Here is a 12,008-nt window from a genome sequence, read left to right as displayed (position 1 = left end):
GGCGGGGATGAAAAACGGCGGGATTATAGCAGCCTCGGCTAATTTTTGTAGTTGGATTACAATACTCAATTTTTCTTATGGCAAAGATTATTCTCCTCAACAAGCCTTTTGGCGTATTAAGCCAATTTACAGATGATCAGGATCGCGCCACTTTGGCTAACTTTATCCAGCACAAGGGATTCTACGCGGCGGGCCGCCTGGACTACGATTCTGAAGGATTACTACTACTGACTGATGATGGAGCGCTACAACATCAAATCAGTCACCCCAAGCGGAAGATGCCCAAGACCTATTGGGCCCAGGTGGAGGGTGACATTACTGATGATGCCCTTTATATGCTCAGGCAAGGGGTCGACCTGAAGGATGGCCGAACCGCACCTGCCAAGGCCAAGCGCCTGCCTGATATGGAGCCTTGGCCCCGCACACCGCCAATTCGCGAGCGCAAATCGATCCCAACCAGCTGGCTGGAGCTGACTATCTCTGAGGGGCGGAATCGCCAGGTAAGGCGGATGACTGCGGCGGTAGGCTTCCCTACCCTGCGGCTAATCCGGGTGGCGATAGGCAGCTGGAAGCTCGACTCATTAAAGCCTGGCGAGTATCGAACGGAGGAGGTTTTTAGCGCTCCCAAGCCCCGAACAAAGCCGGCAAACAACCGCAATCGACCGCGCCGAAAGCGATAATCTATAACGGAAGATCAAAGCGGTCTTGGTCAAATGGGGCGTTCGCAGGTAAAATTCGCCCCCTTTCATACCAGTGAAGTAGTGACTGTCCTTCTTATGCCTGATTCCACCCACAACAAACAGCCAAAGCGCGTCATCGTCGGTATGTCCGGCGGTGTGGATTCCTCTGTAGCCGCACACCTGCTGATCCAGCAGGGCTATCAAGTGGAAGGCCTGTTTATGAAAAACTGGGATGAAGACGACGGCACAGAATACTGCACCGCCAAGGCGGACCTGGCGGATGCCCAGGCAGTTTGTAAGAAGTTGGGCATCAAGTTGCACACCGCCAATTTTGCTGCCGAGTACTGGGATCACGTATTCGAGTACTTCCTGGCAGAGTATAAAGCCGGGCGCACTCCCAACCCGGACATCCTGTGTAACCGGGAAATCAAATTTAAGGTCTTTCTTGAGTACGCCGAAGTGCTGGGTGCCGATGCAATAGCCACCGGGCACTATACCCGTCGCCGCGATATCGATGGCCGCACCTATTTATTGAAGGGCCTCGACGGCAACAAAGACCAGAGCTACTTCCTGCACGCGGTGGGGGAAGCCGAATTTGCCCGCTCGCTCTTTCCTTTAGGAGAGTTGGAGAAGCCCGAGGTTCGCCGTATAGCTGAAGAAAACGGCTTTATCACCCACAACAAGAAAGACAGCACCGGCATCTGCTTTATCGGCGAGCGCCGCTTCAAGGATTTCCTCGAGCAGTACCTGCCCGCCCAGCCCGGCGATATGGAAACCCCAGAGGGTGAAGTCATGGGGCGCCACGCGGGCCTGATGTACCACACCATTGGCCAGCGCCAGGGGCTCGGTATTGGTGGCGTCAAAGGTGCAGGCGAACAGCCCTGGTATGTTGTCGGAAAAAACCTGGAGCGCAATGTATTGATTGTGGCCCAGGGAGCACACCACCCCCTGCTTTATGCAACGGGGCTGGAAGCAACACAAACCCACTGGATTAATGGCGCAGCACCGGACAAAACTTTCCGCTGCCAGGCCAAGACCCGCTATCGCCAACCAGATCAGGATTGCACCGTGCACCTGCAGGACAATGGCGATTTGGTTGTAGAGTTCGACGAGCCACAACGCGCAATCACACCGGGACAATCTCTGGTACTGTACGATGGAGAAACCTGTCTAGGTGGTGCGGTGATCGAGAAAGCCACGGGAGTTGGCGCCGCAGTACCGGAAAAATACAAGAAAGATTAAGGAGTAATTTTGAATAACTGGCGGGATCAGGCACTGGCACTGGCAGGAATATTCCAATCCGCAACACTGGTGGAGCGCCTGGCCAAAACAGGCTCTGCACCGCAGGAACAGCTGGAAACCGGGGTATATAGCCTCTTCCAACTAAACCCTGATCGCACTGAAGATATATTCGCCGGTGCAGACAAGCTGCTGCCCGGCTTAAAAGTATCGCAGCAAATACTAAAGACCCGGCAACACCCGGAATATACCGACGGTCTACGCTACGCCCTCTCGGTGATCTACCTGCAGCGACAACTCAGCAAGAATAATGACCTGCTATCAATCATTGGCAGCCGATTGGATAAGGCCAAGACTCAAGCAGAGCACTTCGAGCTGACTCACGAGAATGTATTTTCCAACCTCGCCAGCATCTACAGCGATACGCTAGGTACCTTCCGCTTCCGGATTCAAGTACTGGGTGACTTCAATTACCTGCAACAGCAGCGTATCGCCAATCAAATTCGCTCCATGCTATTTGCCGGCATCCGCTCGGCAACCCTATGGCGACAGCTGGGTGGGCGTCGCCTGCACCTTCTGTTCCAGCGCAAAAAGCTTTTGAATGCGACCAACGAATTGATCGCACATATCGAATCTATAGAACACTAATCCCGGAGATTTACTATGACAGTTGAGCTTTCCGCACTCACAGCGGTATCCCCTATTGATGGTCGCTACGAGAGCAAGACTGCCCCCCTGCGTGAAATTTTCAGTGAATACGGCCTGATCCGCGCCCGCGTTGAAGTGGAAGTACGCTGGCTGCAAAAACTTTCCGCACATAAAGAGATCGCCGAAGTTGAGCAGTTCGACGAAGCTGCCAACAAGCTGCTCGACAGCATTGTGGCCGACTTCTCCCTGGAAGATGCTGAGCGCATCAAGGAAATCGAGCGCACCACGAACCACGATGTAAAAGCGGTTGAATACTTCCTCAAGGATAAAATCAGCAGCAATGCCCAGCTGGCAAAAGTGAGTGAATTCGTACACTTTGCCTGCACCTCTGAGGACATCAATAACCTATCCCACGCCCTGATGCTTCGCGCCGGCCGCGACAACGTCATGTTGCCTGCGATGGAAGCCCTGATTGACGCTATCGCAGGCCTGGCCCAGGAGTTTGCCGACGTCCCCATGCTGTCCCGTACTCACGGCCAGACTGCCAGCCCGTCTACTGTTGGTAAAGAACTTGCCAACGTGGCCGCGCGCCTGCGCCGCCAGGTAGCCCTGATTAAAGCGGTACCGTTGCTGGGTAAAATTAACGGTGCGGTAGGTAATTACAACGCTCACCTGTCTGCCTATCCCAATATTGATTGGGAGCAAAATGCTGAAGAATTCATTTCTTCTCTGGGCCTTAGCTGGAACCCCTACACCACCCAGATCGAGCCCCACGACTACATTGCTGAGCTGTTCGACGCTGTTGCCCGCTTTAACACCATCCTGATCGATTTTGACCGCGATGTATGGGGCTACATCTCCCTGGGTTACTTCAAGCAAAAAGTCGTAGCCGGTGAAGTTGGCTCCTCCACCATGCCGCACAAAGTTAACCCCATTGACTTCGAAAACTCCGAAGGCAACCTGGGTATCGCCAACGCCGTATTCCAGCACCTGGCCGCCAAACTTCCAGTATCCCGCTGGCAGCGCGACCTGACAGACTCCACCGTGCTGCGCAATATGGGGGTGGGTGCGGGCTACTCCGCCATTGCCTATGCCGCCACCATGAAAGGCCTGGGCAAACTGGAAATCAACCGCGAGCGCCTGGCGGAAGACCTGGATAATTCATGGGAAGTGTTGGCAGAACCGATCCAAACGGTTATGCGTCGCTACAACATTGAAGAGCCTTACGAAAAACTGAAGGCCCTTACCCGTGGCCAGGGCATCACCCGTGAAACCCTGAAAGTATTTATCGAGAACCTGGAGATTCCCGCAGAGGCCAAAAGCGATCTGCTGGAAATGACTCCGGCATCCTATATCGGTAATGCCGTGGAACAGGCTCGCAAAATTTAACCGAGCCCAGCTACCAGCCGCACCCAGTGCGGCTGGTCATCTTTTAAGAAATACAAAAGTACGCTGGATAGTTTTCGAATCTCAGAATATCCAGATACAACCCCAGCCTTCTGACAGTGAGAGTTACCGTGGCCAGCCCCCTTACCCATCTTGGCGACATGCCCATCGAAGTTTTTATGCGTGAATACTGGCAGCAGAAACCCCTGCTGATACGCAATGCTTTCGCCAACTTTGAATCACCCATCTCGGGTGAAGAACTCGCAGGTATGGCCCTGGAGGAAGCGGTCGAGTCTCGCTTGGTATTGGAAAATGGTGAAAGCGGCCCCTGGGAGCTGCGCACAGGTCCATTCACTGAAGAGGATTTTCTCTCCCTCCCTAAAACCCACTGGACCCTGCTGGTACAAGCTGTCGATCAGTGGATGTCAGAAATTGCTGAACTAAAAGATTTCTTCCGCTTTATCCCCGACTGGCGTCTGGATGATGTGATGATCAGTTACGCCGCCGATAAGGGCAGCGTTGGGCCCCACTACGATCACTACGATGTGTTTCTTCTCCAAGCCGAAGGCAAACGCTTGTGGCAGCAAGGCCCCAAAGTGGATGAAAGCAATCCCCGCCTGGAAGGAACGCCCCTCAATATCCTGAAAGAATTCGAAGCAGAAAACAGCTGGGTACTAGAGCCCGGCGATATGCTCTACTTGCCGCCCCAATACAGCCATTGGGGAATAGCCGAAGGTGGGTGCACCACGATCTCTATTGGTTTCCGCGCCCCTTCCGCCGCAGCGATCCTCGAAGATCTCGCCGCTGAAGTTGCTATGGATTTGCCGGACAGCCAGCGTTACACCGATGCCCGTGCTGAAGTGGCGAAAAACCCAGCGGAAATTGACCCCGCCTCTGTTGCCCGCCTGCAACAACAACTCGGCGAATGGCTGCAGCAGCCGGAGAAAATCGCCCAGTGGTTTGGCGCGATTATGACCGAAGCGAAATACCCGGATACTGTAGCCCTGGACGCTGACGACGCTGCAGACTGGCGCGAACAAATACCCCAGGGAGCACAACTGGTTTTAAATCCCGCTTCCCGCACCGCCTTTTGCCGCGAGCCAGCCACTTTATTTGTTGATGGTGAAGCCTTCCCCTGCCCCCTGGCGTTTGCCGAGCAGTTTGCTGAATCCCATGAAATTTCCTGGGATGATATCGAAGCCTTCCCAGAAATAGCTGAAGACAGCGGCCTTCTCGATCAGCTGGTTGCACAGGGCACCTTGATCTACCCTCCTGAGGATTTCTGAGATGCCAGTAGCTATACGCCTAGCGGATTGGAACACTGACCGGGACGCAATTCGTTCAATTCGCGAAGCAGTTTTTGTACAGGAACAACAGGTACCTGCGGACCTGGAATGGGATGATCAAGAGGAGACATCCCAGCACTTCCTCGTCTTCCGCGAAACAATCCCAGTTGCCACCGGGCGCCTCACCCAAGGCGGAAAAATTGGTCGTATGGCTGTACAGAAATCTTCACGCGGATGCGGCATCGGGGCCCAGCTATTGCAGGCCATCTGTGAGCGGGCGAAGGAACAAAACTTTCAGCAAGTCTATTTACATGCACAGCAACATGCCGAGGGGTTTTACTTGCAGGCTGGGTTTGAGGTGGAAGGCGACGTGTTTTACGAAGCGGGAATTCCCCACATCAAAATGGTGCGCGGCCTGATTTGACCATTTTGAGGCCTGCCACCAGCACCCATATGGCAGGCCCAGCCCCATCTCAACTCTCTACTGGGGCATAGCGCTTCTCGACAAAGTGAGCCAAAGGCACTATCCCCAACACATATACTATCCAGAGCCCAAGCCCCCAATAGGGATTGAAAAGGGTCAACAAGCACGCCAGGATACTGGTACACAACATCACCATGCTGACCACTAGTACACGGTGCGCGGATACGTTCGTTCGGTTCGCAGCGACACACCACATACCCGCAATTGCGATAGCGGCCACCGCGTAGCTGGCTGACAATAAGATCACTGACCAAACCTGGTCTGGATACTCCCCCATCAAACTTGCTGGAAAAGGAATAAACGCCACCGCCCCCAATAGCAAAAAGTTAAAACTGGTAAAGGCAACCGATTTAAATTGGTGGTCCGACATCAGATGATTGTGGGTAAGCCATAGCCGACAGAGAATCGCAAAGCTCAGTATCCAGGAAAAAAAGTGGGGCAACTGCTGAAGAATATTGCTGTGGAAATCCTCGCCCGGCTTTATATCCTCCAGATCGGGAATCTGGATATTAAAAACCAACAGCGTCATAGCAATGGCAAAAACGCCATCACTCACGGCATTAATACGGCTAGCCAAGAAAGACTTTCGACGCATGGGCCACCATCGATTGCCAGGGTTGCATACTCATTAAAGCCCAGTCCCGAAGCACGATCTCACCTCCAGTATCAAGATGCCAACAGCGTTCACACTGCTCACATCCCTTCCACCTGATAACGAGCCACGGAATGTTTCTATTGGGGAGATGAAATCACGTGATAACGACTTTGTAAGTGTATTCTTTTGAATAAAGAGTCTATTAAAGCTCCTCAATACGGCACCGCCTAGCAAATAGCATTCAACTTCAACAGCCGTTGGCGATACTTTGATCAAACCTAGCTGCCCGATCGATTTCAATCCTGCTTACTATCAACTACTTGTGTTCGGGCTACGGCTCCTAATTGCTCTAAGATCTATCTAATGCGACTTGTTTCATATCCATTTAAAACCCTAGCGCTTTATCCCTATTGGTCGCTGCAATCATAAGCAGGAGCTGAGGAGTGAAGCCCAAGGCCGAGACGTGGCAATAGACACCGATAAAGAAAAGCCTATGGGGCAGAAACACTTCCGCTACGCGTCTTGGACAGTTGCAGTCATATTTTTCAGCGCCAGCGTAACCAACTCAATCCTATTTGCCCTACTATCACCTAGCCTCACTCAAGAACTCAATCTCAACCATCAAAGCTTAGGGATGCTGGGAGGATATTACTTTGTCGCCTATTCTATTGGTCAACTGACACTTGGCTCACTATTGGGCCCTATAAGTCCACGGTATTTACTGGGTATCTCAGCCGCCCTCGCCGCTAGCGGCTGTGTAATTTTTGCCAGCAGTCATTCTTTCGGAACAGCCCTTACAGGGCAGCTCTTAGTCGCACTTGGATTATCCAGTAGCTTCTTGGGAGTTATCTATGTTATCGGACGGGATTTACCTAATAAGTTTTCACTAATGGCCGCTGTTAGCCAAGGACTAGCTAATTTCGCAGCAGCTTCACTCTCATTACTTATCGGTTTGTTCGATACCGAAGTCTCATTCCGGGAGCCCTACTTCATCGCAGCGCTATTTTTTATTTGCCTTGCTGTGCTGCTATTTATTTTTATTGGCAGCAATCAAAACTCTTCCCATGAACTCTCTGCCAAAAAAGCCACTCAATTTGACAAGCTAAATTCATGCTTCAAATCAAGAGCTTTTTGGCTGGCCCTCACCTTCTACTCCTGCCTTTTCGGCATAATTATCGCCTACTCTGATTTATGGAATATCCAGTTCCAGGTTGATTTTTTTCGTGAAACATCCAAAGAAAGTGCCCTACTCAATGCGATGATTTCAACGGGCATCATTATCGGCAGCTTTATTGTCGGTGCTTGGTCTCATTATCGGGGAGATTATATAATTCCAGCGAGAACTTTTAGTTTCCTCTCAATTATTGCTGTCACAGCTTTACTGAGTATTCACTTGTCGGACTCCTGGACTTTGGCGGCAAATTTTCTCTTAGGGTTTGGCCTCAGCAGCTCAATTCTATCTCTCTCGATAGTGCAATCTGAACTTCCTGAAAAGGCGCACGCCATTGCCTCTGCCCTTATTGTAACTGGGGGCTTTGTTTTAGGAGGGGTAATTCAAACCCTCATAGGGCTCTCACTCGATCAAGATATAGAGTTCGCTTATATCCGCTCCCTCAGCAATCTACTAGCCAGACTTTTTGACTTTGCTCCACAACCAACACAGAAATTCTACAATTACCAAGCGGGATTTCAGCTAATCGGGATTGTCGTCATCATAGGCTGCATCAGCAGCCTACTTTTGAACAGCAAAAAGCTAGTCAAGAAGCGCGGTTCTAAAATCGGAAGTTCGTAGTGCTAAGCCTGCGACTCGACGACCTAAATGTACGGCTGTAAGTCGGTCCAACTGATGAATTTCACCAGCCCCCTCAGCGACAGCTACCAAGCCCGACTGACAACCACCCCGGTTTCTACCCAGGGAATCTTGACTCGGTAGAATATCCAGGGGAACCCACAACATGCCCATTTGTGCAGCAAAGACCTGTAGAGTCCTGATGGTACCTAGCTGATCACCACTAAAATTACTACCAACAGTAAATCCTGCAGCTAACTTATCCAGCCAGCACCGATCTCCATAGCGTTCACTTGCTGCATCCATAAATGCTTTGAATTGAGCGGAGACAGTACCCATAAAGGTCGGCGAACCCATTACTATGGCTTCACATTGATCCAACTGAGCTAATAATGACTGGTCTTCATAACGTCCGTGACGAATGCTCTCTCCCTGAATCTCAAGGGCAACACCAATACACTTCTCTAGCGTGTTAACTCCCTCCACCACGGACTCCGCAAGAACTTTACTGCAGCCAGATACAGAATGGTAAACAACACCTACCCTCTTCATATGACTCTCTCCGCTATGCCGCCTGACTCAAATATCCGGCCTAACTTTTGATCAATTTCTCTGCCAGCCGGCACTTCTATCCCAAAGATATCCAGTAAAGTAGCCCGAAGCTCATCAACATCCGCTATCATGACAACACTCTTGGAGCCTAAAAGTGGTTGATAGCTTAACTGTCTATTGAAAAGTGTATGCCGCCCCTCTGGGAAAGACCGAGTAACAATCAAGTGCTCTACAAACCTGGATTCTGGGTGCGTTGAGCAATACCAACTACCAATTTTATAATCGCCATGAGTTTTAGGTTTCAAGTCAAAGCTGTACATAGGTTGCCAACCACTATCGGTTGTAACCTCTAACAGGTACTCATCACCTATTAAAGTAAAGCGGTAAACACCATGCGGTGTGCTCTGACGATCACTGGAGTCAATATTTAGTGGCGCAGTCAAAGTGTTATTGCCGAATCCCGCATCAATCAGAAAGCGTGCGCCCTCAAGCTCCACCATCAGAATCATATGCGACTGAGCGGGTTGATGCCCTATCGGCATTTGCCACAGTATCCGCGCGGCGAGGTTCGTAACTTTAAAACCGATTTGCCCTAACACTGCCCCTAATAAGGCATTTTGCTCGTAACAATAACCTCCACGTTTTTGTTGTACCAACTTGGCCTCTATAGATTCCAACTCAATATCCACGGGGCTTCCCAAAAATGAAGTGGCGTTCTCGAATGGAATCGTACGGACGTGCTGGGTCAACAACTGCTGTAGACACTGCAAGTTAGCACCCGGGGTTCCATCAAAATTAATACGGTCTAAATATTGCTGCAAGTTAATACCAGGGGTACTCATCTCGATTGTCTCCTCAAAATCCGGGCTCATAATCAATAGACAAGAGCTTAATACCTAAACCTAACTTGAGGTCAATAGCTTTTTTCATCTTCTACATTGATTACGATCTAGAGCAATTCCGGCTCACAGTGTAGGGATTACTCAGCAAACGCAGACTCCAATCTCGATAACGATATTAAAAAAATCAGGAAGAACTTGGTGAAAATACCGTTTTTAGCGACATCATCAGGCACACCAACCAAGTATCATAGTGTTTCTGCTGCTGGAATTTTGGAAAGTGTACTAGTACATAAAGCAATTTAGACAAAGAATATCACCGCAATAGTGAGCCGTGTAGGACACGGCTTTCTACTTAATTACTTTCTTTACGGAGAGTATATCAACACCCAATCAGGTTCTAACCATGACTATACTCGCTACCAAAAGAACCTAATGATCAAAAGAGACAATTAGGAATGAGGCACAATCAGTTTATAGGGGTGGCTGTAGTTAGCTGAAGACTTTACGTATCTGAAACTGGCTAAACAGGGAGTACTACCCCATATGTATAGATAACCCAACATATATCAACGTAATCATATGGGAAAGCTATGCCGAAACAGAAAAACGACTCGCCCAAATAACTAGATTGAAGTTCAAAATCACAATACTACAGAATCAATTTACACAATAATAAAGGACCAAGTAGGCACGCCCAGTCACCAAGTCCCCTTATCAGCAATTTATCAAGCGGGTTCTATGTGTTGGGAAAACCCGATTAAACCCGACCATTAAGTCAACTGCCTTTTCACCTGATAACAATCGTTATATACCTGCCCCACCTACATACAAATTAGTCTGAGCATTGGAAAAGCAAGACAGTAGTCTACACAACCGTTCTAAAAAGACACATATCCTACACAGGCAAACAGTCAAATAAAATCATCCTAAATATGGATAAATATATTAAATACATCGCCACATATAAAAAACTCATAAATGTCACAAACGGCATGCTAATTATATTAGCCAAACCACTGTGAGGGCATAATGCCCCTAAATAGCCTTCCATTCTCACCCACTCAATACACGACAAGTAGCTCTTAAACACGCCTTTACCGTATTATCCAATATATAAATCAAAATAAAATCGAGGTACCCATGCAAAATTTGGAGCAATGGACAAATTTCTGGAAGCAAGGATTTCCCACTTCTTTTGCACAAGTTCTGCCCCACAGCTATACAGGAAAAACAGGCGAATATTGGAGATCAACAGTCTCTGGATTGAGTCCTAACTCTAAAGTTCTCGATATTGCATGCGGCAATGGTGCAATAGCTTTATTAATTGCAGATGAAGCATCAAAGTCTGGCAAACCTCTTGAAATACATGCTGCTGATGCAGCTAACATCACCCCCCTAGCAACCAACAAAAACCCTAGAAATCAAAAACTATTAGAAAAACTACACTTTCACTCCTGCATGGCAATCGAAAAAATTCATTCACTTGATGAGAAATTCAACCTAATTACTTCACAATTTGGCTTTGAGTACAGCAATAAATTGGAAGCCGCGAGAAGCATAGAAAAATCACTGGAGTCTGGAGGAGTATTTAAAGCGATATGCCACAAAACAAACTCCACCCCCTACAGAAATTGCTCAGATGAGGTTTTAGCCCACAAGCTAATTACCGAAGAATTAAGAATCCCAGAGCAAACTACATCTTTTATACATGATTTTAAAGACATCCAGTCCATTGAAGAGGCAAAAGTAAAATTAGGCAACCCGCACACAGCAGACAAATTAAAGTATCTTATTACATCCGTTGAGATGTTAATCTCCAAACATCCAAAATCTGCGACAACCTACTTTGTGAGAAATTCTCTTGAAAACTTCCTGCAAAGAAATTTAGCATCAAATAACGCCACAAAAGATAAGTTTCTTTCTTTTTTTAGTACAGAACTGGAATATACGGCTTTAAGGTCGCAAAACCAACTAGATTCATCACTATCAGAAGAAAGTATGGGTAACCTTCTAGCAATATTCGAAAGGTTGGGGATGCAACCACTAGCTCGCGATAAATTCTATGATGAAAACAATTGTACTGGCTGGAAAATTGAAATCCTAAAACCTTAACAGTGCCTAAAAAACTCGGCGAGTAATTTCATGCTCGCCAAAACCCACAATAGCGACTCCTAAACCCCAAAAAAATTACCCCTTTATAAATTGCCCCAAACCCCCATAACCAACTTACCTTCTTTATCAGTCCACTCACCTCCACTTATAAAATAATAGCTACAACAATAACAGCTGACTTCAGTTTTGATGCATATCAGTTAATCACCTAAAAAATGGTAACCTGAAGGCAACCCCCGAACAGAACTACCCAATAAGGAGTTCGATCAGGCACCATTTTTCCATGATCAACTGGGAACCCCATGATGGTCCTAACTTGTTTGTGTAGGAACTTACCAGCCAGCAGATATTCTTCGCCATCGCCATATGTATCGAATATTGTAGGAATCCAGGGT

11 protein-coding genes are annotated in these 12,008 nt (G+C 48.5%); 8 read left to right on the top strand and 3 right to left on the bottom strand.

The genetic code is table 11. The annotated features are described in order from the left end of the window. Positions 1-77: 77 nt before the first annotated feature. From QT397_13800 to QT397_13775, 6 genes are all read left to right on the top strand, one after another. Positions 78-680 (top strand): pseudouridine synthase, encoded by a 603-nt coding sequence (locus QT397_13800; protein WNZ58364.1) that lies wholly within the window; start codon positions 78-80, stop codon positions 678-680. A gap of 96 nt (positions 681-776) precedes the next feature. Continuing rightward, on the top strand, positions 777-1,922 hold the full coding sequence (mnmA, locus tag QT397_13795; protein WNZ58363.1) for a tRNA 2-thiouridine(34) synthase MnmA: 1,146 nt from the start codon (positions 777-779) through the stop codon (positions 1,920-1,922). 9 nt (positions 1,923-1,931) lie between these two features. Continuing rightward, positions 1,932-2,567 carry a high frequency lysogenization protein HflD gene (hflD, locus tag QT397_13790; GenBank protein ID WNZ58362.1) on the top strand — a complete coding sequence of 212 codons (636 nt, stop codon included), beginning with the start codon at positions 1,932-1,934 and terminating at the stop codon, positions 2,565-2,567. A gap of 15 nt (positions 2,568-2,582) precedes the next feature. Next, positions 2,583-3,956, top strand: coding sequence for an adenylosuccinate lyase (purB, locus tag QT397_13785; protein WNZ58361.1), 1,374 nt, complete (start codon positions 2,583-2,585; stop codon positions 3,954-3,956). Positions 3,957-4,084: 128 nt separating this feature from the next. Further along, on the top strand, positions 4,085-5,239 hold the full coding sequence (locus tag QT397_13780; GenBank protein WNZ58360.1) for a cupin domain-containing protein: 1,155 nt from the start codon (positions 4,085-4,087) through the stop codon (positions 5,237-5,239). Between the two features lies 1 nt (position 5,240). Continuing rightward, positions 5,241-5,663: a GNAT family N-acetyltransferase gene (locus QT397_13775; GenBank protein ID WNZ58359.1), complete on the top strand. Its 423-nt coding sequence runs from the start codon at positions 5,241-5,243 to the stop codon at positions 5,661-5,663. Positions 5,664-5,712: 49 nt separating this feature from the next. Here the strand turns inward: QT397_13775 and QT397_13770 are convergent, their stop codons facing one another. After that, on the bottom strand, positions 5,713-6,318 hold the full coding sequence (locus tag QT397_13770) for a TMEM175 family protein (protein WNZ58358.1): 606 nt from the start codon (positions 6,316-6,318) through the stop codon (positions 5,713-5,715). 493 nt (positions 6,319-6,811) lie between these two features. Between QT397_13770 and QT397_13765 the strand changes: the two genes are divergently transcribed. Then, a complete protein-coding gene (locus QT397_13765) occupies positions 6,812-8,110 on the top strand; it encodes an MFS transporter (protein ID WNZ58543.1) in 1,299 nt (432 codons plus the stop codon). Here QT397_13765 and QT397_13760 read toward each other — a convergent pair. Further along, positions 8,072-8,659 (bottom strand): flavodoxin family protein, encoded by a 588-nt coding sequence (locus tag QT397_13760; GenBank protein ID WNZ58357.1) that lies wholly within the window; start codon positions 8,657-8,659, stop codon positions 8,072-8,074. The genes QT397_13765 and QT397_13760 overlap by 39 nt on opposite strands. Next, the gene (locus tag QT397_13755) at positions 8,656-9,501 is read right to left on the bottom strand and encodes an arylamine N-acetyltransferase (GenBank protein ID WNZ58356.1); all 846 of its coding nucleotides are present in this window, start codon (positions 9,499-9,501) and stop codon (positions 8,656-8,658) included. The genes QT397_13760 and QT397_13755 overlap by 4 nt, the downstream gene beginning before the upstream one ends. Positions 9,502-10,641: 1,140 nt before the next feature. Between QT397_13755 and QT397_13750 the strand changes: the two genes are divergently transcribed. Further along, entirely contained in the window at positions 10,642-11,613 is a 972-nt protein-coding gene (locus tag QT397_13750) for a class I SAM-dependent methyltransferase (protein WNZ58355.1), read from the top strand. Positions 11,614-12,008 lie beyond the last annotated feature (395 nt).

It is taken from the genome of Microbulbifer sp. MKSA007 (genome assembly GCA_032615215.1).
Classification (GTDB): Bacteria; Pseudomonadota; Gammaproteobacteria; order Pseudomonadales; family Cellvibrionaceae; genus Microbulbifer.
The sequence above is the reverse complement of the archived record's forward strand: the minus strand, read 5'-3'. Positions and strand labels throughout refer to the sequence as shown.